Here is a 22,838-nt window from a genome sequence, read left to right as displayed (position 1 = left end):
TAATAGTTCATCCGTACAACAAATGCGGCGCCGCATGCCGGGGCCGCCCTCGACGAGGAGACCCCGTGAGCGACATCAAGTACTCGTTCGGCCTGTGGACCGTCGGCTGGCCCGCCGCCGACCCCTTCGGTACGGCGACCCGCCCCGAGCTGGACCCGGCCGAGTCGGTCCGCAAGCTCGCCGACCTCGGTGCCTGGGGCTTCACGTTCCACGACAACGACGTCTACCCCTTCGGCTCGGACGACGCCGAGCGCCAGAAGCACATCGACTCCGTCAAGAAGGCCTCCGCCGACACCGGCCTGGTCTGCGAGATGGTCACCACCAACACGTTCACGCACCCCGTCTTCAAGGACGGCGCGTTCACCTCCAACAACCGCGACGTGCGCCGCTTCGGCCTGCGCAAGGTGCTGCGCAACGTCGACCTGGCCGCCGACATGGGCGCGTCCACGTTCGTCATGTGGGGTGGCCGCGAGGGCACCGAGTACGACAACTCGAAGGACCTCAACGCGGCGCACGCGCGCTACGCCGAGGGCATCGACACCGTCGCCTCGTACATCAAGGAGAAGGGCTACGGGCTCAAGATCGCGCTGGAGCCCAAGCCCAACGAGCCGCGCGGCGACATCTTCCTGCCGACGATCGGCCACGCCATCGCGCTGATCGACTCGCTCGACAACGCCGACATCGTGGGCCTCAACCCCGAGGTGGGCCACGAGCAGATGGCCGGCCTGAACTACACGCACGGCATCGCCCTGGCGCTGCACGTCGGCAAGCTGTTCCACATCGACCTGAACGGTCAGCACGGCCCCAAGTACGACCAGGACCTCGTGTTCGGTCACGGCGACCTGCTCTCCGCGTTCTTCACGGTGGACCTGCTGGAGAACGGCTTCCCGAACGGCGGCCCGCGCTACGAGGGCCCGCGCCACTTCGACTACAAGCCCTCGCGCACCGAGTACCTCGACGGCGTGTGGGAGTCGGCCGCGGCCAACATGAAGACGTACGACCTGCTGGCCGCCAAGGCGAAGCAGTACCGCGAGGACCCCGAGGTCCAGGCCGCCTTCGAGCACGCCGGGATCTTCGAGCTCGGCCAGTCGACGCTGGCCGAGGGCGAGTCGTTCGACTCCTTCCTCGCCGAGGCCGACCCCGACGTCGACGCCCTGGCCGAGCGGGACTACGGCCTGGTCCGCCTGCACCAGCTCGCCCTGAACCACCTGATCGGCTGAACCTGGCCCGGTCACGTGCTGCTGCCTCCCCTTTGAGGCCCGGGTTTCTTCGCTTTGAGCCATCTCAAAGCGAAGAAACCCGGGCCTCGAAGGGGAGTGGCCGCGACGTCGGACCGACGCTGTAGCGTGTCAGTCGCCTCTCCCTACGAACCATCTCCTGGAGCACCGATGCCCCTCGTCGCCGGTGTGGACACGTCCACGCAGTCCTGCAAGATCGTCGTGCGCGACGCCGAGACCGGTGCGCTGGTCCGGACCGGTTCCGCCAAGCACCCCGACGGCACGGAGGTGGACCCCCGGCACTGGTGGGACGCCTTCCAGGAGGCGGCGGCCGCCGCGGGCGGCCTGGCCGACGTCGCGGCACTCTCCGTGGGCGGCCAGCAGCACGGCATGGTCACGCTCGATGCCGACGGCAACGTCGTCCGGCCGGCGCTGCTGTGGAACGACAACCGCTCCGCGCCGTCGGCCGAGGCCCTGATCACCGAGCTGGGCGACGGCGACCGCGCGGCGGGCGCCCAGGCCTGGGCCGACGCGAGCGGCTCGGTGCTCGTCGCCTCCCTCACCGTCACCAAGCTGCGCTGGCTGCACGACAACGAGCCGGAGAACGCGGCGCGCGTCGCCGCGGTGGCGCTCCCCCACGACTGGCTGTCCTGGCGCATCGCGGGCTACGGCCCCGCGGGCGACCCGACGGCGCCCCTGGGGCCGCAGCTCGACAAGCTGTTCACGGACCGCTCGGACGCCTCGGGCACCGGGTACTACGACGCCGCCGTCGGCGAGTACCGCCCCGACCTGCTGGAACGTGCCCTGGGCCGCACCGACGTGGTGCTGCCGCGCGTCGTGGGCGCGGCCGAGGCCGGCGCCGTGGCGCACCCGGACGTCGCGGGCTCGGCGGTCGACGGCGGGGCCCTGATCGGGCCCGGCGCGGGCGACAACGCCGGCGCGTCCCTCGGGCTCGGCATGACGCCGGGCGACATCGCCATCTCGATCGGCACGTCGGGCGTCGTCTCCGCCGTCGCGCCGAAGCGCACCGCCGACGGTTCCGGCGCGATCAACGGCTTTGCCGACGCGACGGGCAACGCCCTGATGCTCGCCGTCACGCTCAACGCGGCGCGGGTGCTCGACGCCGCCCGCGAGGTTCTTGACGTCGACTTCGACGAGCTGGCCGAGCTCGCGCTCCAGGCCCCGCCCGGCTCCGACGGCCTCGTGCTCGTGCCGTACCTGGAGGGTGAGCGCACACCCAACCGGCCCGACGCGACCGGCACGCTGCACGGCATCCGCCTCGCGACGTCGACCCGCTCCCACCTGGCCCGCGCCTACATCGAGGGCATGCTCTGCGGGCTCGCGGACGGCCTCGACGCGCTGCGGGCGCAGGGCGTCTCCGTGGAGCGCGTGATGCTGATCGGCGGGGCGGCCCAGTCCCCCGCCGTGCAGCAGATCGCCCCGCAGGTCTTCGGGCTGCCCATCGGCATCCCCGAGCCCGGCGAGTACGTGGCCGACGGCGCCGCCCGCCAGGCCGCGTGGACCCTGGCGGCGGCCGCTCCGGGCGGGGCCGCCGACGTGGCCCCGCCGGCCTGGTCGACGACGATCGCGACCACGCTCGCGGCCGACCCGAAACCGGTGGTGCGCGAGCAGTACGCGGCAGTCCGCGACCTGGTCTGAGCCGGAGATGACGCGCGAGGGGCGAGCCGGGTCGACCGAGGCCGTGCCGCACGTCGTGGCCGACGACCTGATCGCCGGGCTCGCCCGCCGCGCGGGCGCGCTCGACGTGGCGCTGCACACGGTCCAGGTGAGCGTGCGCGGCGAGACCGTCGCGCACGCGGTCAGCGGCCCGCTCGACCTGGACACGCCGCAGCGCATGTACTCGGTGTCCAAGACGTTCACGAGCCTGGCGATCGGCATGCTCGCCGACGACGGCGCACTGAGCCTCGACGACCCGGTCGCGGACCACTTCACCGAGCTGGCGCCGGTGCATCCGTGGCTCGCGGCCACGACCGTCCGGAACGTGCTGGCCATGCGCGGCCCCCACCGGGCCACCACGTACCAGCTCGGCGCGGACGTCTGGCTGGAGAGCTATTTCCGGGTGCCGCCGACGCATCCGCCGGGCACCGTCTTCACCTACGACACGAGCGGCTCCTACGTGCTGGCCGCGCTCGTCGAGCGCCTGGCGGGCACGTCGCTGACGGACTACCTGCGGCCCCGGCTGCTCGACCCGCTGGGCATGAGTCCTGGCCTGCGGTTCCTCACGGGCCCGGAGGGCATCGGCCACGGCGGTTCGGGCCTGATCTGCACCCCGCGCGACCTGCTGCGGCTGGCCCACCTCCTGCTCGACGACGGCGTGCACGACGGAGTCCGGCTGCTGCCGGCCGACTACCTGCGCTCCGCCACGAGCCGCCAGGCCGACACCAGCCTGCAGACCGAGGCCGCGGCACTGCGCAACGGGTACGGGTACCAGCTCTGGCTGCCCCGGCGGGGCAGCTGGCTGCTGCTGGGCATGGGCGGCCAGATCGTGTACGGCGACCCCGTCCGCGGGCTCGCCGTGGTGGTCACCGCCGACACCCAGGCGTGCACGGGCGGGGACCGTCTCGTCGACGACGTGCTCGACCTGCTGGTGGATCCGCTCGTCGACCGGCTCGACGCCCGTGCCACGAGCCAGGGCGTGCCGGCGGTGCATGACGCGGCAGGGGTGAGCGGCACCACCGTCCACCTCACCTGGCCCGCGCCGCGGCACGACCCGGCGCACGCCCGGCCCGCAAGCGGGAGCTATGCGAAGGTCGCCGACGGGCCGGGTCCGGCGGAGCTGATCCTGTCGCTGGACGGTTCGGGCGGCCGGGTGCGCAGCGCCGGGGGTGGTGCGGGCGGCTGGGACCTGGAGCTGCGGTACGACGGCCCGGTCCAGACCGTCGTCACCGGACGGCCCGCCGTGGTCACCGCCGGCTGGACCGACGCCAACACGCTGGACGTGCGCTGCGCGCTCCTGGGCGACGACCTCACGACCTGGCGGGCCCGGTTCGCCTGGGCCGCGGACGGCTCCCTGGCCGTCCGGTCACAGGTGTTCGGCGAGTCCGCCGACGACGAGTGGGGCTTCCACGCCGGCTACCGTCGCACGTAGGTCAGGTGCCGGAACCGCAGGCCCGAGGACGACGTCGTCCACTCGGTCGACGAGGCGACCGCCCACTCGGGGCCGATCTCCGGGGCGAACACGTCGCCCTCGACCTCCGTGTTGATCTCGCTGACCTCCAGGACGTCGGCGACGGGCATCGCCTCGTGGTAGACCTGCGACCCGCCCATCACCCAGATCTCGTCCCCGCCGGGGGCGTCGGCGGCGACCGTGAGCGCCTCGCCCAGCGTGCCGGCTGCCACCACGCCGTCGGCGGCGTCCGGCACCCCGTGGGGGCCGCGCGACGAGACCACGATGTTGGTCCGGCCCGGCAGCGGGCGCCTGGGCAGCGACTCCCAGGTGAGCCGGCCCATCACCACGGGGTGCCCCGCCGTGGTCCGCTTGAAGTGCGCGAAGTCCTCCGGCACGTGCCACGGGATGTCGCCGCCCGCGCCGATGACGGGCCGGCCTGCGGCGTCGCGCGCCTGCCCCCAGATGAGCCCGATCATCAGACGGCGATCGGGGCCTTGATGGTGGGGTGCGACACGTAACCGAGCACCTCGACGTCCTCGAACTCGTAGTCGAAGATCGAGTCGCGCGGGGCCAGCCGCAGCGACGGGTACGGGTACGGGTCGCGCGCGAGCTGCGTCTCGACCTGCTCGACGTGGTTGTCGTAGATGTGCACGTCGCCGCCGGTCCACACGAACTCGCCGACGTCGAGCCCGGTCTGCGCCGCGACCATGTGCGTGAGCAGCGCGTACGAGGCGATGTTGAACGGCACCCCCAGGAACAGGTCCGCCGAGCGCTGGTAGAGCTGACAGCTCAGCTTGCCGTCGGCCACGTAGAACTGGAACAGGGCGTGGCACGGCGGCAGTGCCATGTCGTCCACCTCGGCCGGGTTCCACGCCGTGACGATGTGCCGCCGCGAGTCCGGGTTGGTGCGGATCTGCTCGACGACCTTGGCGATCTGGTCCACGTGCCCGCCGTCGGGCGTGGGCCACGAGCGCCACTGGACGCCGTACACCGGACCCAGCTCGCCGGACTCGTCGGCCCAGTCGTCCCAGATCTTCACGCCGCGCTCCTGCAGCCAGCGCACGTTGGAGTCGCCGCGCAGGAACCACAGCAGCTCGTACACGACCGACTTGAGGTGCACGCGCTTGGTGGTGATCAGCGGGAACCCCTGCGCCAGGTCGTACCGGATCTGCCGCCCGAACACGCTGCGGGTGCCCGTGCCGGTCCGGTCGCCCTTGCGGGTCCCGGTGGCGAGCACGTCACGGAGCAGGTCCTCGTACGGGGTGTCGATCTCGGTCATGGGGGCAAGCCTACGTCCGCTCTCCGGGCGAGCCCCGGAGACCTGCCGCCGTCAGGCGTGCTTGGCCCGGAGCTCCTTGAGGTGGGCCCCACGCCGGCGGTAGAGCACGGTCATCGTCACGATCACGAGCGCCACGACGCCGCCGGCCACCGCGCCCCACGCCGACCCGCCACGGAATGCGGGACCGTCCACGTCGAGGATCCGCTCGCCGGCGTGCGCGGCCTTGGACGTGCCCAGCACGATGCCGAGCGTGAGCAGGTTCGGCACCGCGAACACCACCGCCAGCGCGAGCAGCCCGCTGCGCACCTGCCAGGACCGCCGGGTGAACACCGCCTGCGCGAGGAACAGCACCGGGAGCAGCGTGAACACGGCGCCGACCAGCAGCCCCCACCAGGCGCCCGCGGCGAACGACCCGTCCACGGCGTTGCCGATCGCCTGCGCCCACCAGCGAGGCAGGAAGGCGTCGAGGAACAGGTAGATCAGCCACACGGCCAGGATCACGCCCGCCACACCGAGCAGCCGCTTCACGATGTCCCGCCAGTCCGGCGTCCACGGGCCCTTCCCGCCGTCCGGCGTGGTGCCCCCGCCCTCCGACGTCGGACCAGTCGCCCCCGGCGTGCCGCTCACGTTCTCCCCCATCGCAGAATCGTCGCAGCGCAGGGCCCTGTCGGCGCGGTGAACGGACCCGTCCACGCGGCGCACGGGAACGTCGCGGGCGCCGTCCGCGTTGACCACGAGGTCGACCGACCGGGACCCGCAGCGCCCAGCTCCGTGACCGTGTCGGTGACCAGTGGAAGGATTACCCCCATGACGGAGCAGACCACGACCCCGGACGCCGCGCGCAGCGAGGACACCGTGACCCCCTCGCCCACCGACCCGCTGTGGGTGGAGCGCAACGGCACGCGGACGTACACGGGCTTCTCGGCCCGCGGTGCCCGCGTCGAGATCGGTCCGGCCAGTGCCGGCGCGGTGTTCACGCCGGGCGAGCTGCTGAAGGTCGCGCTCGCGGCGTGCGCCGGGATGAGCAGCGACCGTGCGTTCTCGCGCCGTCTGGGTGACGACTACAAGACCACCATCCGGGTCGAGGACCCGAAGAACATGGCGGAGGACCGGTACCCGGTGCTCACCGAGACGTTCGAGATCGACCTGTCCGCCCTCGACGACGAGGACCGGGCAAAGCTCCTGACGATCGCCCAGCGATCGATCGACAAGGCATGCACCGTGGGCCGCACGCTCAAGGCGGGCGCCCAGATCCCGGACGCGCAGTTCAACCAGCCGGAGGGCTGACATGACCGACGACAAGAAGCTGACCGCGGCCGAGTCCAACGGCCGGGCGACGCCGGGTGACGCCCTGGTCAAGCCGGACGACTCGCTGCAGGTCACCAAGGCGGACTGGCTCAACTACAGGCCGGACGGGCCGCTGGACCACCTGGTCGACCGGGCGGTGACCATCCCGTCGGCGACCATCCACAAGCATGTGGACAAGGTGCGCGCGCGGAACCCCGACGCCTCACCCGCGGAGATCATCCGGCTGCTGGAGAAGGAGTACCTGCGGGTCATCCAGACCACGGGCAGCGCGGTCGGCGCGGCCGCCGCCATCCCGGCGGTCGGCACGGCGGCGAGCGTCGCGCTGTCGACGAGCGACGTGGCGACGTTCTTCGCGTCGTCCGCGGCGTTCTCGCTCGCGGTGGCCGACGTGCACGGGATCGACGTGCAGGACGTCCCGCGCCGCCGGGCCCTGCTGCTCGCCACGGTGCTCGGCGACAAGGGGGCGAAGGACGTCGAGGACGCCATCGGCGGTTCGGGCGTCGCGTGGGGCAAGGTGCTGCTCACGAGCATGCCGCGCGGCACGCTGCAGCGCGTGAACAAGGCGCTGACGCACCAGTTCATCAAGAAGCAGATCGCCAAGCAGGGCAGCCTCCTGCTCGGCCGCATCCTGCCGTTCGGCATCGGCGCCGTGGTCGGCCTGATCGGAGCCCGCGCGCTCGGCCACACCGTGATCGCGCAGTCCCGCGCCGCGTTCGGTCCCCCGCCGCAGCGGTTCCCCCGCGTCATCGAGCAGAGGTAGGCCGCCCCGGGACGCCGTGCGGCCGGGTGTCAATATCCGCGGGCGGACCGGCAGGATTCCGGGACCCGACCTAGGCTGCGGGTCATGGCGGACACGACGCACGGCGCACTCGCCCCGACGTACCATCCCCTGCCGGTCACGATCGCGCGGGCGCACGGTACACACGTATGGGACATCGACGGCAACGAGTTCCTCGACTTCCTGTCGGGGTACTCGGCCCTGAACTTCGGGCACCTGCACCAAGGGCTGGTGGCGGCCGCGATGACGCAGCTGCGCCAGGTCACGCTCACGTCCCGTGCGTTCGACCACGACCGGCTCGAGGAGTTCGCCCAGCGGCTCGTCGAGGTCGTGGGGCCGCTGACGACCGGCGGCGAGGACAGCCTCGTGGTGCCGATGAACACCGGCGCCGAGGCCGTGGAGACCGCCATCAAGGCGGTCCGCAAGTGGGGGTACGACGTGCGCGGCGTGCCCGCGGACCAGGCGACGATCGTGGTCGCCGGCGGCAACTTCCACGGCCGCACCACCACGCTGGTCGGTCTGTCGGACGACCCGGCCGCCCGCGACGGGTTCGGCCCGTTCACCCCCGGTTTCGTCCGGGTGCCCTTCGGCGACCTGGCCGCGGTGGCCGACGCCGTGGACGACACGACGGTGGCCGTGCTGATGGAGCCGGTGCAGGGCGAGGCCGGTGTCGTGGTGCCGGCGGACGGCTTCTGGCCGGGCCTGCGCGCCCTCACCGCGGAGAAGAACATCGCGCTGGTCGCCGACGAGATCCAGTCGGGCCTCGGCCGCACCGGCACCACGCTGGCCTGCGAGCTCTGGGACGTGCGGCCGGACCTGGTCTGTCTGGGCAAGGCGCTGGGCGGCGGGATCCTCCCGGTCTCCGCCGTGGTCGGCAAGCCGGAGATCCTGGGCGTGCTGACGCCGGGCACGCACGGCTCGACGTTCGGCGGCAACCCGCTGGCGTGCGCGGTCGGTGTCGCGGCCCTCGACCTGCTCGCGACGGGGCAGTACCAGGCGCGCGCGGCGGCGTCGGGTCGCGTGCTCAAGGAGCGGCTCGACGCGCTCGTGGACCAGGGCCTGCTGACCGGGGCACGCTGCGTGGGGCTCTGGGCGGGGATCGACGTGGACCCGGCGCTCGGCACGGGCCGCGAGCTGTGCGAGGCCCTGCTGGAGCGCGGCGTCCTCGCGAAGGACACGCACGACGAGACGATCCGCCTGTCACCGCCGCTGTCGATCGTGCAGCCCGAGCTGGAGATGGCGCTGGACATCCTCGAGGAGTCCCTGGTGGCGCTGCGCGACGGCGGCCCCGGGGGTGGCCCCGACGAGGGTTCCGACGACGACGGCTCGGACGGCGAGGCCCAGGCGGAGGATCCGGCCCAGGACGCGGAGGAGCCCGCGACGGCCGAGGAGCCTGCCACTGAGGCACCGGCAGCGGCCGAGAAGCCGGCCACCGAGCCACCGTCCGACATCGACGAGGACGCGACCGAGCAGACCGAGACCGCCGTCGAAACCACCCCGTCCACGGACACGGCAGACATCCCGGACGACAAGCCGACCCCGCCGCGGAAGCGACGCCGGTCCAAACTGTCACCGGCCGCCGGCTGAGCGTAGGCTCCCGGGGGTGACCACTACGACGTCGTCCCACAACACCGCAACACTGCCCGCACTCGCGGAGCTCCAGCAGGCCTACGCCGACCTTCAGGCCAAGGGCCTGAAGCTGGATCTCACGCGCGGCAAGCCGTCGGCCGAACAGCTCGATCTCGCCGAGCCCATGCTGGCCCTGCCCGGCGTCGGCGTGCACGCCGACGAGTCCGGCACGGACACGCGCAACTACGGCGGCCTGGACGGCGGCATCACGATCCGCCGCATCTTCGCCGAGCTCCTCGACGTGCCCGTGGAGCAGCTCCTGGCGGGCGGGAACGCCTCGCTCACCACCATGCACGACGTCGTCGCGTTCGCCGAGCTGTTCGGCTTCCCCGACTCGCCGAAGCCGTGGTCGCGCGAGGAGAAGGTGCGCTGGATCTGCCCGGTGCCGGGCTACGACCGGCACTTCACGATCTGCGAGGCCTTCGGCATCGAGATGATCCCCGTCCCGATGACGGCGGACGGCCCCGACGCCGAGGCCGTGGCCGCGCTCGTCGCCGCGGACCCCACCATCAAGGGCATGTGGGTGGTCCCCACCTACTCCAACCCGGACGGCGCGGTCATCAGCGCCGAGGTTGCCCGCGCGCTGGTCTCGATGCCCGCGGCCGCGCCGGACTTCCGGATCCTGTGGGACAACGCCTATGCGGTGCACCACCTCACCGACGACGAGGTGACCAGCCCGAACGCCATCGCGCTGGCCGCAGAGGCCGGCCACCCGGACCGCGTGCTGCTGTTCGCCTCCACGTCCAAGATCACGTTCGCCGGCGCGGGCGTCGCGTTCCTGGGCAGCTCGCCGGCCAACATCGCCTGGTTCAAGAAGCACCTGTCGGTCGCCTCCATCGGCCCCGACAAGATCAACCACCTGCGGCACGCGATGTTCTTCGGCTCGGCCGACGGCGTGCGCGAGCACATGCGCAAGCACCGCGCGATCCTGGCGCCGAAGTTCGAGGCGGTGGTCGAGATCCTGACCGAGCGGCTGGGCGGCTACGGCATCGCGTCGTGGACCGAGCCCAAGGGCGGCTACTTCGTGTCGCTCGACGTCGCGCCGGGCACGGCGGCCCGCGTGGTCCAGCTCGCCAAGGAGGCCGGGATCGCCCTGACCCCGGCCGGCGCCACCCACCCGTACGGCAAGGACCCGCAGGACAAGAACGTGCGCCTCGCGCCGTCGATGCCCCCGCTGGACGAGGTCCGGACGGCGATGGACGGCGTCGCGACCTGCGTGCTCCTCGCGGCCGCCGAGACCGCTCAGGCCTGACCGACCGACTCGCCGACGTGTCAGACCCTCAGGTCACCCGGGTGACCTGAGGGTCTGACACGTTCCGGAACCGCGCGATCACTCCGGGCAGTGCTTGTTCACCACGAGCACCGGACACGCCGCGTGGTGCAGCACGGCCTGGCTGGTCGAGCCCAGCAGCAGCCCCCGGAAGCCGCCGCGACCGCGCGAGCCGACGACCACGAGGTCCGACGCCGTCGAGAACTCCGTCAGCAGCTCGGCGCCCGTGCCGTCGAGCACGATCCGCCGGATCCGCAGCCCCGGGTTCTGGGCCTCGTACCGGTCGACCAGCACGTCCATGCCGGCCCCGATGTCGGCCAGCACCTGCTCCCGGTCGATCGAGGACGGCAGCCACGCCAGCATCCCGGCGTTGCCCACGGGCACGCCCGTGACGGCGGTGAGCTCCGCGCCCCACGCGTTGGCCTGCGCGATCGCGTGCTGCAGCGCCCGCTCGGCCTGCGGCGACCCGTCCACGCCGACGACGATGCGGCGCACCTCCCGGATCTCGGCGACCCCGCCCGGCTCGACGTCCGGGACGACCGGCGCAGCGGCGGGCTCGTCCGCCCCGAGGTCCGGCGGCGTCCAGGAGACGCCACGGTTGGTCTCGGCGCGCAGCGGCACCACCACCACCGGGCACTTCGCGTGCGCGGGGAGCGCGGACGACACCGTGCCCAGCAGCCGCTCCGTGAACCCGCCCCGGCCCCGGGTCCCGACCACGGCGAGCCCGTAGTCGGCGGACAGCTCCACGAGCACACCCGCGGCGTCACCGGTCGCGACCTCCGTCGTGGCGCGCACCCCGGCGTCGGCCACGCGGTTCTCCGCCTCGACCAGGACGGCCTTGGCGCCCTCCTGGATCGTGGTGTCGTCCAGGGCGGCGTACCCGCCGTCGAGCGACGCGGCGGTGAACGACGGCAGTGAGTAGCTGCACACGATGTGCAGCGCCCAGCCCACGCGGTGCGCGTAGGCGGTAGCCCAGTCCAGCGCGTGCAGACTCGCGGCCGATCCGTCCACCCCGACCAGTACGACCTCGGATCGTGTCATCGCCAGTCCTTTCCTCAGCAGTGCATCTTTGCCCTCCAACGCTACCGGCGGGGCGCCCGTCGTGGGTATCCGGAGGCAAAAAGACGGCAGAAAAATGGCAAAGCAGAGCGCCTGCCCCGAACTACCGGACAGGCGCTCTGCTGCGGTACTGCGTGGCTGCGATCAGCCCAGGCGGATGAACGTGGGGTTCGACTGCCAGATGGTGCGGAAGTCGACCACGGTGCCCGGCTTCGACGCGTCGATCATGGTGTTGCCACCGGCGTAGATCGAGACGTGACCGGGGGTCCACATCAGGTCGCCCGGCTGGGCCTGCGACGCCGGCACCTGGGTGCCGTAGCCGGCCTGCGCCGACGAGGAGTGCGGCAGCGAGATGCCGAGCTGCGCGTACACGTAAGAAGTAAAGCCCGAGCAGTCGAAGCCGCTCGGGCTGGAGCCACCGGAGACGTACGGGACGCCGATGTAGCGGCTGGCGATGGAGATCACGGAGTTGCCGATCGCCGACGCGGGGATGTCGACGGACGAGGAAGCGGTCGACACGGCGGTGGCCGCGGCCTCTGCTGCCTCGGCGGCGGCGGCCTCAGCGGCCTCCTCGGCTTCCTGGGCGGCCAGCTCGGCCTGGTAGTCCTCGTTGTCGGCGGCCGAGACCACCGAGACGGCGGACTTCTCGACGCTCAGCTCGGCGTCGGGCGCGACGGTCACTACAGGGGCGTTCGACAGGGACTCACGGGCCTGGGACGTCAGCGCGTTGAGGTCCACCGAGTTCATCTTGGCGTGGCCGGTCTCCATCGGAGCGGCCTGCGCTGCCATCGCGCCACCGAACGTGGAGACCAGGAGCGCGCCACCTGCGGCGGCAACCGCGGTACGACGACCGACGGCGGCGTTCTGAGCAAGCTCGGTGAGCGGAGTCACGGGGCGTCGCGCAGCACGATGGCGTGCGCGGGTGGTACGTGCGGTCACGTATTACCTCTCCTTGTACGCCTTCGAGGTCAGCTGTCGGGTTCGGGTGGGAGAAATCACCCGGCCGTGCACTCCCGAAGGATTACCCGGCTTCACCCCGAGGACGCACCCTGGCGCCCGATGGTGGGTCCCCCGCCTCTGTCATGCGGTCGTCTTGGGGCCCCGGCCGGTGACAGAGTTCGGCGTCCGTCCGGAGACTCCCTCGGAATAAACTCCGCGGGAGCGGTCCGAACGTACCCGACGTCACCCCCGATGTCACGTTCCGGCAACGAATGTCATGGCGTGTCGGGAACGTGGCCTCACCTTTCCGACAAAGCGGATGGTTTGGGACACCCTCAGGCGGTCGCGACGAAGAGGTGGCGCGCCAGGTCCTCGCCGAGCTCCAGCGCGGTCCCGGCGCCGTCGACGGTCACCGTGTAGGTCCCGTCGCTGAGCTCGGCCGTGATCCGCGAGCCGGGCACGAGGCCGGCGTCGGACAGGCGGGCCAGCAGCTCGACGTCCGTCTGCAGCGGCTCCGCGATCCGGGTGAGGGACGCCGCGAGCGGCTCGCCCTTCACGCCCTTCTTGGCCGCCGCCTCGAACGCGGAGGGCAGCGAGATCACACCGCTGAGGAAGGGCACGTCCGTGTAGGCCTCGCCGAGCTCCGAGAGGCCGGGGATCGGGTTGCCGTACGGGTCGTGGTGCGGGTGGTCGAGCAGGCCGACGAGGCGCTTCTCCACGAGGTCGCTCATCACGTGCTCCCAGCGGCAGGCCTCGACGTGGACGTGCTCCCAGTCGAGCTTGATCACGTCCGTCAGCAGGCGCTCCGCGAGGCGGTGCTTGCGCATGACGCGCATCGCCTTGTCGTGCCCGAGCTCGGTGAGCTCCAGGTGGCGGTCCCCGGTCACGATCACGAGCCCGTCGCGCTCCATGCGCGCGACCGTCTGCGACACCGTCGGTCCGGAGTGCCCCAGGCGCTCCGCGATGCGCGCGCGCAGGGGGGTGATGCCCTCCTCGTCGAGCTCGTAGATCGTCTTGAGGTACATCTCGGTGGTGTCGATCAGATCCGTCACGTCAGCTCCCGTCATGCGCGCAGCCGTCCAGTCGCCCTGGGCTCGGCGCCCCGGGCGTCGGCCCAGGTTCTAGTCTAGTTCTGTGCCACTGACAATCCCGACACACCTGTTGCCCACCGACGGCCGTTTCGGCTCAGGCCCCTCCAAGGTGCGCCCGGGACAGGTCGATCATCTCGTGGCGAACGCCCACGTGCTCGGTACCTCGCACCGCCAGGCGCCCGTCAAGGACGTGGTCCGCCGCATTCGCGAGGGTGTCACGGAGCTGCTCGGCGCGCCCGACGGGTACGAGGTGGCCCTCGGCAACGGCGGCTCCACCGCCTTCTGGGACGTTGCCACGCTGTGCCTCGTGGAGCGCAAGGCGCAGCACGCGTCCTTCGGCGAGTTCGGCGCCAAGTTCGCCACCGCCACGTCGCGGGCACCCTTCCTCGAGCCGTCCCAGGTGATCGAGGCGGAGCCGGGCACGGTCGCCCACCTCGAGCCCGCCGACGACGTCGACACCTACGCCACCCCGCACAACGAGACCTCCACGGGGGCGATGGCCCCGGTGCTGCGCCCGTCCGGGCCGGACGGCGCCGTCGTGCTCACCGACGGGACGTCCGGCGCCGGCGCGCTGCCGGTCGACCTGCGCCAGACCGATGCCTACTACTTCGCCCCGCAGAAGGTGTTCGCGGCCGACGGCGGCCTGTGGCTGGCGGTCCTCTCCCCCGCGGCCGTCGAGCGCGCCGCGCGGATCGAGGCCTCGGGCCGCTGGGTGCCGGAGTTCCTGTCCCTTACCACCGCGATCCAGAACTCGCGCCTGGACCAGACCCTGAACACGCCGGCCATCGCGACGCTGCTGCTCCTGGCCGACCAGGTGGAGTGGCTCCTGGAGCAGGGCGGCCTGAAGTGGTCGGCCGAGCGGTGCGCGACGTCGGCCGAGACCCTCTACTCCTGGGCCGACGCCCGCCCGTGGGCGACGCCGTTCGTGCGGCGTCCGGAGGAGCGGTCCACGGTGGTCGGCACCATCGACCTGGCCGACGAGATCGACGCCGGACGGGTACTCTCCGAGCTACGTGCCAACGGCGTCCAGGACGTGTTCGCCTACCGGAAGCTCGGGCGCAACCAGCTCCGCGTCGGCATGTACCCCGCCGTCGAGCCCGACGACGTCGCCGCGCTCACCGCGTGCGTCGACTATCTCGTCGAACGCTTCTGACCAGCCTGATCACGTCCGCAATACCCCTTCGACGGGGAGTTCTGCCTATTGTCCGGTACACAGGGACTCTGTAACGTTTCCGCAACAGAGGGAACCATTCTGAGGGGCTGTTCAACAAGATGCCAGTGATCGACCACTTCACCTTCGGGATCGTGACGCCCATCCTGGCGTACGCGATCTCGTGCACCGGCGCAGCGACGGGCCTTGCGTGCACGTCCCGAGCCCGAGCGGCTTCGGGCGGCGCACGTGCGGCGTGGCTCGTCTTCGGCGCCATCGCCCTGGGCGGTACCGGGATCTGGGTGATGCACTTCGTCGCCATGCTCGGTTTCTCCGCCTCGGGCGTGACCATCCGGTACAACATCCCGGAGACCCTCCTCAGCGCGGCGATCGCGATCGTCGTGGTCGGCGCCGGCCTGTTCATCACCGAGCTGGGCAAGCGCAAGCTGCCGGCGATGCTCGTCGGCGGCGCGCTCGCCGGGTCCGGCGTCGCGGCCATGCACTACATGGGCATGGAAGCGATGGAGATGTCCGCGCAGGTCGTCTACAACCCCGTCTACGTCATCGCGTCGGTCGCCATCGCGATCGTCGCGGCGACCGCGGCGCTGTGGTGCACGGTCCACATCCGCGGCACGCTCGCGACCATCGTGGCCACCCTGGTGATGGGGATCGCGGTGACCGGCATGCACTACACGGGCATGGCCGGCGTCTCCGTGGTCAACCCCGTCGACACCGTCCCCGCCGGCGCGTCCACGATGCAGCTGCTCGTGCCGCTCGTGATGGCGGTCAGCGTGGTCACGTTCCTGCTCATCCTCGGGATCGGCCTGTGGCCGACCGAGGACGAGCTGCGCACGCAGGCCGAGTTCGAGAACCGGCTCAAGGTGCACAGCGAGCAGGGGCAGCGGTTCGAGAGCGTGCAGCAGGAGCTCCAGCCGAGCGGCGCACAGTTCGCGCAGTCCAACCGCGCGCGCTGACCTCGGTCGTTCCGGCCTCGGAGCGCCCGCCCCCGCACGGGGTCGGGCGCTTCGTCGTTCCCGGCGTCGGGCGGCGCGATTTTCCGCCGTCGGGCGGCGCCGTCGGACGCCCGTGGTGTGACCACACCCACGTACCGTTAGCAAGGCTAATGATCTAGACTGTGGCGGGTGCCGTCGAGCTCCCGCAGGTCCAGCCGAAGCCCGGCGACCGTCGGGGGCGACCTCCGTGTCGCCCTCACCCGAGTGTCCCGTCGCCTGCGCGCCGAGCGCGGCGAGGCAGACCTCCCTGAGGGGCAGTTCGGGATCCTGACGGTGCTGCACAAGCACGGCGAGATGTCCCCCGGCTCCCTTGCCGAGCACGAGCGCGTCCGGCCGCCGTCGATGACCCGAGCAGTGAACACCCTGGCTGAGCTCGGCCTCGTCGAGAAGGTGGAGCACGCGACCGACAAGCGACAGGTCGTCGTCCGCCTCACCGCGGCGGGCGAGCGCGAGGTCGCCGAGACCCGACGTCGTCGCGACGCCTGGCTCACCAAACAGCTGTCCACCCTGACCGTAGAGGAGAGAGAGATCCTTGCAGGAGCCAGCGAGCTCCTCATCCGGATCGCCGCTCGATGAGCGCAACCTTCGCCAGCCTTAAATACCGTAACTATCGTCTCTGGTTCGCCAGCGCTCTCGTCGCCAACATCGGCACCTGGATGCAGCGCGTGGCGCAGGACTGGGTCGTACTGACCCTCCTGACCAACAACTCCGGCGTCGCCGTGGGCATCGTCACCGCGCTGCAGTTCATCCCGCACATCTTCCTGTCCGCGTGGGCCGGCCTGCTGGCCGACCGCGTCGACCGCCGCAAGCTCCTGATGCTCACGCAGGGCGGCATGGGCGTACTGGGCCTCGGGCTCGGTGCGCTGGTGCTGTCCGGCGCGGCCGAGCTGTGGCACGTCTACGTCTTCGCCACCCTGCTGGGTGTCGTGAGCGCCGTCGACGGGCCCGTGCGGCAGACCTTCGTCGCCGAGCTCGTGCCGACCAAGCGGCTCGCGAACGCCGTCGGGCTCAACTCGACGAACTTCAACGCCGCGCGCCTCATCGGTCCCGGTGTGGCGGGCCTGCTCATCGCCGCCGTCGGCACGGGATGGGTGTTCATCATCAACGGCATCGCGTTCGGCGCCGTGATCCTGGCCCTGACCCGGATGCGCGACCTGCGGGTGCAGCCCACCGCCTCGCGCGCCAAGGGCCAGATCCGCGAGGGGCTCGCCTACATCCGCGGGCGCAGCGACATCGTGGTGATCATGGTCGTGATGGGCGTGGTCTCCACGTTCGGCCTGAACTTCCAGCTCACATCGGCCATGATGGCGCGCGTCGAGTTCGGGCGAGGCGCCGGCGAGTACGGGATCCTCGGATCCGTGCTGGCCATCGGCTCGCTCGCTGGCGCGCTCCTGGCGGCCCGGCGGGAGCGGCCGCGCGTGCGGCTCGTGCTGGGCGCGGCGTTCGCGTTCGCGATCTCCATGGGGATCCAGGCCGTCATGCCGACCTACCTCGGCTACCTCATCATGTGCATCCCCGTCGGCTTCGCGTCGCTGACCATGCTGACGTCGGCCAACGCGGCGATCCAGCTCTCGGTGGCGCCCGAGATGCGTGGTCGCGTCATGTCGATCTACATGATGGTGCTGCTCGGCACCACGCCCCTGGGCTCGCCCGTGGTCGGCTGGATCGGCGAGACGTTCGGCCCGCGGTACGCGGTGGTCATCGGGGCCGTGGCGACGCTGCTGGTCGCGGCGGTCGCGACCGTCTGGGCGTACCGGACGTGGCACGTGCGGGTCCGCGCGCGGCTCTCCCGCGAGCACCGCATCCCGCGCCCGTACCTCCAGGTGGACTACCCCACGCTGGCGGCGACGCCGGCCCCGGAAAAGCAGGCCCTGGCGGCCTGACCCCGCCGCGGATGCGGCACCGGCACCCCAAGGTGCGCTTCTACCCAGTCATTGGGCCCGGACTCACCCTGATTTGGGGCCCAATGACTGGGTAGAAGCGCACCTTTTAGTTGGGCGGGGCGGCGACGGTTGAGACGGCCGCGGGGACCACCCGGACGGGAGTCCCAGCGGTCGAACGCGACCACAGGCGGCCATTTTCCGCAGTTGTGCACAGGACGGGGACGCGCGCCCGGCACATCGGTCGCCGCGCTGCTGAGGTGGGTCCATGCCGAAGACCTTCGTGATCCCGCGAGCCGCCGAGCCGCTCCTGCGCCGGCAGGCCGGCCTGCTGTCCACGGTCCAGTGCGAGGAGCTCGGGATCGGCCGAGAGGTCCGGCGGCGTCTGGTCGGGCAGCTCCGCTGGACCAGCCCCGCGCGCGGCGTGTACGACACCGATCCGGTGCCGCTCGGCAGCAGGGTCAGAGACGACTGGTTCGACCACGCCGCGAGCTGGCGGACCTGGTTCGCGCTCCTCGTGCACGGGCCGGACGCCGTCGCCACCGGCTGCTGCGCGCTCGTGCTGCACGGCGTCTCCGGGCTGCCGCGCGACTTCCCGCTGGAGGTCGCGCGCGAGGACCGGTCGCCCCGCCGCACGCGGCACGGCGTCCCCGTCGTGGACTACGCGACGTTCCCCACGGTGCCGGTGGGCGAACGCGTGGTCGCCCGGATCGACCACGCCGCGGCTCAGGCGCTCCGCCGGCTCCCCCGCCAGAACGCCCTCGCCGTGCTCGACGATCTCGCTCGCCGGCACGGGTTCACACCCACACGTCTCGCGGAGCTGCACCACCTGGTCCGGCGTCGGCACGGCAGTGCCCGGGTCCACGAGCTCTTCGGGCTGGTCGACCCGCGCTCGGAGTCCTTCGCCGAGTCGGCGGCGCGGCTGTCGTTCCACGACAACGAGGTGCCGCCGGACGACCTCCAGGTGCGGTTCGTGGCGGGCGGCAAGGTGGTCGCACGCGTCGACTTCGTCTGGCGGCTCCCCGACGGGCGCTGGCTGGTCGTCGAGATCGACGGCGTCGGGCCGCACAGCACCGAGCAGGCCCTGGTCCGGGACGCCCCGCGCCAGAACCAGCTCCTGGCCGCCGGGCGGATCATCATGCTGCGCTTCCGGCCTGCGGAGAACGACCGACCCGGCGGTATCGGCGAGCAGGTCGCGAAGGTGCTCGCCAGACACCGCTGGCAGCCGGGCCGGTACGCACACCAGGGCACCCCGATCACGCTGCCCACCCCGGCCCGCTCCCGGGCGGGAAACTGAAGGTGCGCTTCTACCCCGTCATTGGGCCCGGATTCAGGCTGATTCCGGGCCCAATGACGGGGTAGAAGCGCACTCTCGGGGCGCGGGCCGGGGCGCGGGCACGGGCGCCGGCACCGGCGCCGTGCACGCGCGCCAGCCCGTCGGCGTCAGATGCCTACCGCCGTGCGGATCGGGCCCATCAGGAAGTAGACGAGGAACAGCGCCGCCGCGACCCACAGCAGCGGGTGGACCTTGCGCACCTTGCCGACGGCCAGCTTGAGCAGCACGAACGAGATCACGCCCGCCCCGATGCCCACCGTGATCGAGTAGGCGAACGGCATCAGCACCATGGTGAGGAACGCGGGGATGGCGACCTCGAGGTTCTTCCAGTCGATGCCGGTCACCTGGACCACCATGAGGAAGCCGACGATCACGAGCGCGGGAGTGGCTGCCTCGTGCGGCACCACCTTGACGAGCGGCGAGAGGAACGTCGTCAGCAGGAAGGCCACGCCGGTCGTGATGGCGGCGAGGCCGGTCCGGGCGCCGTCGCCCACGCCGGACGCCGACTCGACGTACGCGGTGTTGGACGACACGGACCCCATGCCGCCCGCCGACGCGGCGATCGAGTCGACGATCAGGATCTGCTTGGTCCGGGGCGGGTTGCCCTTCTCGTCGAGCAGCCCGGCCTCGCCGCCGATGGCGACCATGGTGCCCATCGTGTCGAAGAAGTCGGCGATGAGCAGCGTGAACACCAGCAGGATGACGGCGATCGGGCCGATCTTCTCGAACGAGCCGAACAGCGAGAACTGGCCGATCAGCGAGAGGTCCGGCAGCGCCACCACGGAGTCGGGCAGCGCGGGCACGTTGAGCGACCAGCCGCCCGGGTTGTCGTCGGCGCGCTTGCCGATCTGCCCGACGGCCTCGATGACCACCGCGAGCACGGTCGAGGCGATGATCGCGATGAGGATGCCGCCGCGCACCTTGCGCACCATCAGGACGGCGGCCAGCAGCACGCCGAACGCGAACACGAACAGCGGCCAGGCGCCGAGCGACCCGCCCATGCCGAGCTCCGTCGGCGTGGACAAGGAGGCGGGGATACGCACGAAGCCGGCGTCGTACACGCCGATGAACGTGATGAACAGGCCGATGCCCACGCTGATCGCGATCTTGAGCTCGCGGGGCACGGCCTTGAACACGGCCTCCCGGAAGCCGGTGACCACCAGGATCAGGATGACGATGCCTTCCAGCACGACGATGCCCATGGCGTCCGCCCAGGTCATGCCGGGCAGTGTCGCCACCGAGAAGGCGACGACGGCGTTCAGGCCGAGCCCCGCCGCGAGCGCCAGCGGGAAGTTCGCGACCACACCCATGAGGATCGACATGACACCGGCCACCAGGGCGGTCGCCGCGGCGATCGCCGGGAGGTCGCCGACGGTGGTGCCGCCACCGAGGTACTGCCCTGTGCCGTCCTGCACGCTGCCCAGGATCAGGGGGTTCAGCACCACGATGTAGCTCATCGTGAAGAAGGTGACCAGACCGCCGCGCACCTCCGTCCACACCGTGGACCCGCGTTCGCTGATCTTGAAGAACCGGTCGACGGCGCCCAGCGCCTGGGCCTGGTCGTGAGCCATGGTCCGATGTTCCCCTTCGTTAACTGTTGTTGCCCGGCTACATGCCGCGCACCAACTGTTGTTGCCCGGCTACATGCCGCGCACCGCAGTCTGGAGCATCTCTTCCACGGAGCGCACCTTGGTCAGCACGTATTCGGCACTGAGGTGGTGGAAGTCACGGTAGACAGGGTGACTGACATCACCGACGCGACAGGTCTGCGCGTCGCAGGTCTCCGACCAGACGCCGTCCCACACCCGGACGTCGTACCTGTCCCAGATCTCGGCGCTGATGCCGGGCAGGTCACCGTTGGAGCGCTCGGCGTCCGCGCGCGGCATGCCGCAGTCGCCCAGCGCGGACCAGGGCCGGGTGAGGCACTCGAGCGGGTCGACGTCGAGCTGCGGGTTGTCCTTGACCGCCACCACGGACGGGGACACCTCGGTGAGGTGCGCGAACAGCTCGTCGTTCGCTCGTTCCCAGGTGCTGCGCACCTCGTCCTCGGTCATGAGGGTGCCGTCCTCGTGCTGCATGCGGTCGCCGTAGATCTGCGCCTGGCTGACGACGACGGCGTCGGGCCGCAGGTCGTCGACGACGCGCAGGGACTCGGCCTGGAAGCCGGCGCACGGGCCGCGGTCCGTGGGCTGCTCGACCTTGACCTCGGCGGCGGGGCAGCCGTGCCGCCAGCGGACGGCGAGCCGCAGGCCGGCGTCCGCCGCGGCGACGTCGAAGGCGGGGATCCAGTGCATGGTGTGGGAGTCGCCGAGCAGCAGCACGGTGGTGGTGGCGTCGACGTCGCCCAGCAGGCAGACCTCGGTGCCCGACGTCGTCTCGGTGGTGTCGGTGCACCCGTAGCCCGCGGGTTCGGCGCGGGCCGCGACGGCGGTGGCGTACGGCTCGCGCTCCAGCACGGCGCTGGTCGCGGCCCGGGTGCCGACCGTGAGGCCGCCGACCGCGAGCCCGATCACCAGGGTCACCGCGGCGGTGCGGCGCCAGGACCGCATGGCACTGCTGAACCGGATCGGGTTCTCGACCCAGCGGTAGGTCGCGAACGCCGCGCCGAGGGCGGCGACGGAGGCGAGCACCTTGATCCAGACCGCGTCGTCCTGCACGGCCGCCGTGGTGAGCACCACGAACGGCCAGTGCCAGAGGTACCAGGAGTAGGAGACGTCGCCGAGCCGCTGCAGCACCGGCAGGTCGAGCACGCGGTCCACCCACGTGCCGGACGCGGAGATGCTGCCCGCCGCGAGCACGAGCAGCGCGCCGCCCACGGGCAGCAGGGCGACCGTGCCGGGGAACGGGTCGGTCTCGCGCACCACCGCGAACGAGAGCGCGAGCAGCGCGAACCCGGCGGTGCCGAGCAGCGCCCGCAGCAGGGCCGGACGCAAGCGGGAGAGCTCGGCGAGCCGGCCCCACGGCAGGGTCGCGACGAGGGCGGCGCCCGCGAACTCCCAGGCACGGGTGGGCAGCACGTAGAAGGCCCACTCGGGGACGGTCGCCGTGAGCCACACCGAGGTGGTCAGCGAGACCACGAACGTGCCCGCGAACAGGAGCTGCAGCATGCGGCGGGCCGGGATCCGGGTGCGCCGGGCCACGGCGACGGCCAGCAGGATCAGCAGCGGCCAGAAGATGTAGAACTGCTCCTCGATGCCGAGCGACCAGGTGTGCAGGTACGGGCTCGGCGTGACGGAGTCGGAGAAGTAGTCCTGCCCCTGGTACGGGAAGAGCAGGTTGGAGACGAACAGCATGGCCGACGCGCCGTGCCACGCGAGACGCCCCCAAACCAGGGGCGACAGGATCAGGAGGCACGCGGCCAGCGTGACCGTGACGACCAGCGCGAGGGCCGGGACGAGGCGGCGCATGCGGCGGGTCCAGAACTCGACGAGGTCGACGGACCCGCTGCGGTCCACCTCGCGCAGCAGCAGCGAGCTGATGAGGTAGCCGGAGATGACGTAGAAGACGTCGACGCCGGTGAACCCGCCGGGAATCGCGATCCCCGCGTGGTAGACGACGACGGCGAGCACCGCGACCGCGCGCAGCCCGTTGATGTCGGTACGGAAGGCGTGCCCCGGGCCCGGAGCGGCGGGGGCCCGGCCTGCTCCTCCGCGAGGCTCGGAGGGTGGTCCGGAAGGTCGGTCGACGGCGGTCGTCGCCTGGGCCATTTTTCTCCTGCTGTCGTTCCGGGCGGGTGCTCCGTCACGTGTCAGACGTACA

The 22,838-nt window shown here is 71.6% G+C and carries 20 protein-coding genes and 1 riboswitch; of the genes, 12 read left to right on the top strand and 8 right to left on the bottom strand.

What is annotated here, in order from left to right:
• Positions 1-65: 65 nt before the first annotated feature.
• The 3 genes from xylA (at position 66) to ACIPN7_RS15425 (ending at position 4,326) form a co-directional block, all read left to right on the top strand.
• Positions 66-1,220 carry a xylose isomerase gene (gene xylA, locus ACIPN7_RS15435; RefSeq protein ID WP_132235710.1) on the top strand — a complete coding sequence of 385 codons (1,155 nt, stop codon included), beginning with the start codon at positions 66-68 and terminating at the stop codon, positions 1,218-1,220.
• Between the two features lie 168 nt (positions 1,221-1,388).
• Positions 1,389-2,876 (top strand): xylulokinase, encoded by a 1,488-nt coding sequence (xylB, locus tag ACIPN7_RS15430; RefSeq protein WP_400543654.1) that lies wholly within the window; start codon positions 1,389-1,391, stop codon positions 2,874-2,876.
• Positions 2,877-2,883: 7 nt separating this feature from the next.
• Positions 2,884-4,326 carry a serine hydrolase domain-containing protein gene (locus ACIPN7_RS15425; RefSeq protein WP_400543651.1) on the top strand — a complete coding sequence of 481 codons (1,443 nt, stop codon included), beginning with the start codon at positions 2,884-2,886 and terminating at the stop codon, positions 4,324-4,326.
• Here ACIPN7_RS15425 and ACIPN7_RS15420 read toward each other — a convergent pair.
• Genes ACIPN7_RS15420 through ACIPN7_RS15410 form a run of 3 tightly spaced genes read right to left on the bottom strand, consistent with a single transcriptional unit; the run spans position 4,311 to position 6,265 of the window.
• A complete protein-coding gene (locus ACIPN7_RS15420) occupies positions 4,311-4,823 on the bottom strand; it encodes a dihydrofolate reductase (RefSeq protein WP_400543648.1) in 513 nt (170 codons plus the stop codon). The genes ACIPN7_RS15425 and ACIPN7_RS15420 overlap by 16 nt on opposite strands.
• Positions 4,823-5,626, bottom strand: a complete 804-nt coding sequence (locus tag ACIPN7_RS15415; RefSeq protein ID WP_400543645.1) for a thymidylate synthase — start codon at positions 5,624-5,626, stop codon at positions 4,823-4,825. Before ACIPN7_RS15415 ends, ACIPN7_RS15420 begins: the two co-directional genes overlap by 1 nt.
• Positions 5,627-5,677: 51 nt before the next feature.
• A complete protein-coding gene (locus ACIPN7_RS15410) occupies positions 5,678-6,265 on the bottom strand; it encodes a hypothetical protein (protein ID WP_400543642.1) in 588 nt (195 codons plus the stop codon).
• A gap of 168 nt (positions 6,266-6,433) precedes the next feature.
• Between ACIPN7_RS15410 and ACIPN7_RS15405 the strand changes: the two genes are divergently transcribed.
• The 4 genes from ACIPN7_RS15405 (at position 6,434) to ACIPN7_RS15390 (ending at position 10,593) form a co-directional block, all read left to right on the top strand.
• The gene (locus ACIPN7_RS15405) at positions 6,434-6,913 is read left to right on the top strand and encodes an OsmC family protein (protein WP_400543639.1); all 480 of its coding nucleotides are present in this window, start codon (positions 6,434-6,436) and stop codon (positions 6,911-6,913) included.
• A gap of 1 nt (position 6,914) precedes the next feature.
• Entirely contained in the window at positions 6,915-7,694 is a 780-nt protein-coding gene (locus ACIPN7_RS15400; protein WP_400543636.1) for a hypothetical protein, read from the top strand.
• Between the two features lie 84 nt (positions 7,695-7,778).
• A complete protein-coding gene (gene rocD / locus ACIPN7_RS15395) occupies positions 7,779-9,299 on the top strand; it encodes an ornithine--oxo-acid transaminase (RefSeq protein WP_400543634.1) in 1,521 nt (506 codons plus the stop codon).
• Positions 9,300-9,315: 16 nt separating this feature from the next.
• A complete protein-coding gene (locus ACIPN7_RS15390; RefSeq protein WP_400543631.1) occupies positions 9,316-10,593 on the top strand; it encodes an aminotransferase class I/II-fold pyridoxal phosphate-dependent enzyme in 1,278 nt (425 codons plus the stop codon).
• A gap of 78 nt (positions 10,594-10,671) precedes the next feature.
• Here ACIPN7_RS15390 and ACIPN7_RS15385 read toward each other — a convergent pair whose 3' ends face one another.
• The 3 genes from ACIPN7_RS15385 to ACIPN7_RS15375 all read right to left on the bottom strand — a co-directional run bounded on the left by ACIPN7_RS15385 (position 10,672) and on the right by ACIPN7_RS15375 (position 13,661).
• On the bottom strand, positions 10,672-11,652 hold the full coding sequence (locus tag ACIPN7_RS15385) for a universal stress protein (protein ID WP_400543629.1): 981 nt from the start codon (positions 11,650-11,652) through the stop codon (positions 10,672-10,674).
• Positions 11,653-11,814: 162 nt separating this feature from the next.
• On the bottom strand, positions 11,815-12,609 hold the full coding sequence (locus ACIPN7_RS15380; RefSeq protein WP_400543627.1) for a C40 family peptidase: 795 nt from the start codon (positions 12,607-12,609) through the stop codon (positions 11,815-11,817).
• A gap of 2 nt (positions 12,610-12,611) precedes the next feature.
• Positions 12,612-12,804: riboswitch (cyclic di-AMP (ydaO/yuaA leader) on the bottom strand.
• A 140-nt stretch (positions 12,805-12,944) separates the two neighbouring features.
• A complete protein-coding gene (locus ACIPN7_RS15375) occupies positions 12,945-13,661 on the bottom strand; it encodes an iron dependent repressor, metal binding and dimerization domain protein (protein ID WP_397398072.1) in 717 nt (238 codons plus the stop codon).
• A gap of 82 nt (positions 13,662-13,743) precedes the next feature.
• Between ACIPN7_RS15375 and serC the strand changes: the two genes are divergently transcribed.
• The 5 genes from serC (at position 13,744) to ACIPN7_RS15350 (ending at position 19,040) form a co-directional block, all read left to right on the top strand.
• Complete coding sequence (gene serC / locus ACIPN7_RS15370) at positions 13,744-14,853, top strand: phosphoserine transaminase (RefSeq protein WP_400543624.1); 1,110 nt, start codon at positions 13,744-13,746, stop codon at positions 14,851-14,853.
• 119 nt (positions 14,854-14,972) lie between these two features.
• A complete protein-coding gene (locus tag ACIPN7_RS15365; RefSeq protein ID WP_400543621.1) occupies positions 14,973-15,824 on the top strand; it encodes an MHYT domain-containing protein in 852 nt (283 codons plus the stop codon).
• A 243-nt stretch (positions 15,825-16,067) separates the two neighbouring features.
• Complete coding sequence (locus tag ACIPN7_RS15360; protein ID WP_312877164.1) at positions 16,068-16,439, top strand: MarR family transcriptional regulator; 372 nt, start codon at positions 16,068-16,070, stop codon at positions 16,437-16,439.
• Positions 16,436-17,746, top strand: coding sequence for an MFS transporter (locus tag ACIPN7_RS15355; RefSeq protein WP_400543618.1), 1,311 nt, complete (start codon positions 16,436-16,438; stop codon positions 17,744-17,746). Before ACIPN7_RS15360 ends, ACIPN7_RS15355 begins: the two co-directional genes overlap by 4 nt.
• Positions 17,747-18,011: 265 nt before the next feature.
• Positions 18,012-19,040, top strand: coding sequence for a hypothetical protein (locus ACIPN7_RS15350; RefSeq protein WP_400543615.1), 1,029 nt, complete (start codon positions 18,012-18,014; stop codon positions 19,038-19,040).
• Between the two features lie 146 nt (positions 19,041-19,186).
• Here the strand turns inward: ACIPN7_RS15350 and ACIPN7_RS15345 are convergent, their stop codons facing one another.
• Both ACIPN7_RS15345 and ACIPN7_RS15340 read right to left on the bottom strand, forming a co-directional pair.
• Positions 19,187-20,650: an NCS2 family permease gene (locus ACIPN7_RS15345; RefSeq protein WP_400543612.1), complete on the bottom strand. Its 1,464-nt coding sequence runs from the start codon at positions 20,648-20,650 to the stop codon at positions 19,187-19,189.
• A gap of 69 nt (positions 20,651-20,719) precedes the next feature.
• A complete protein-coding gene (locus ACIPN7_RS15340; protein ID WP_400543609.1) occupies positions 20,720-22,786 on the bottom strand; it encodes an acyltransferase family protein in 2,067 nt (688 codons plus the stop codon).
• Positions 22,787-22,838: the final 52 nt, after the last annotated feature.

It is taken from the genome of Promicromonospora sp. NPDC090134 (assembly GCF_044746965.1).
GTDB lineage: Bacteria > Actinomycetota > Actinomycetes > Actinomycetales > Cellulomonadaceae > Promicromonospora.
This window is presented reverse-complemented; position numbering and strand designations above follow the sequence as displayed.

Excerpts from the sequence above, each read along its gene's own strand:
- xylB (WP_400543654.1), top strand. The coding sequence starts at position 1,389 with ATGCCCCTCGTCGCCGGTGTGGACACGTCCACGCAGTCCTGCAAGATC.
- ACIPN7_RS15425 (WP_400543651.1), top strand. The coding sequence starts at position 2,884 with ATGACGCGCGAGGGGCGAGCCGGGTCGACCGAGGCCGTGCCGCACGTC.
- ACIPN7_RS15420 (WP_400543648.1), bottom strand. The coding sequence starts at position 4,823 with ATGATCGGGCTCATCTGGGGGCAGGCGCGCGACGCCGCAGGCCGGCCC.
- ACIPN7_RS15415 (WP_400543645.1), bottom strand. The coding sequence starts at position 5,626 with ATGACCGAGATCGACACCCCGTACGAGGACCTGCTCCGTGACGTGCTC.
- ACIPN7_RS15410 (WP_400543642.1), bottom strand. The coding sequence starts at position 6,265 with ATGGGGGAGAACGTGAGCGGCACGCCGGGGGCGACTGGTCCGACGTCG.
- ACIPN7_RS15405 (WP_400543639.1), top strand. The coding sequence starts at position 6,434 with ATGACGGAGCAGACCACGACCCCGGACGCCGCGCGCAGCGAGGACACC.
- ACIPN7_RS15400 (WP_400543636.1), top strand. The coding sequence starts at position 6,915 with ATGACCGACGACAAGAAGCTGACCGCGGCCGAGTCCAACGGCCGGGCG.
- rocD (WP_400543634.1), top strand. The coding sequence starts at position 7,779 with ATGGCGGACACGACGCACGGCGCACTCGCCCCGACGTACCATCCCCTG.
- ACIPN7_RS15385 (WP_400543629.1), bottom strand. The coding sequence starts at position 11,652 with ATGACACGATCCGAGGTCGTACTGGTCGGGGTGGACGGATCGGCCGCG.
- ACIPN7_RS15365 (WP_400543621.1), top strand. The coding sequence starts at position 14,973 with ATGCCAGTGATCGACCACTTCACCTTCGGGATCGTGACGCCCATCCTG.
- ACIPN7_RS15355 (WP_400543618.1), top strand. The coding sequence starts at position 16,436 with ATGAGCGCAACCTTCGCCAGCCTTAAATACCGTAACTATCGTCTCTGG.
- ACIPN7_RS15350 (WP_400543615.1), top strand. The coding sequence starts at position 18,012 with ATGCCGAAGACCTTCGTGATCCCGCGAGCCGCCGAGCCGCTCCTGCGC.
- ACIPN7_RS15345 (WP_400543612.1), bottom strand. The coding sequence starts at position 20,650 with ATGGCTCACGACCAGGCCCAGGCGCTGGGCGCCGTCGACCGGTTCTTC.
- ACIPN7_RS15340 (WP_400543609.1), bottom strand. The coding sequence starts at position 22,786 with ATGGCCCAGGCGACGACCGCCGTCGACCGACCTTCCGGACCACCCTCC.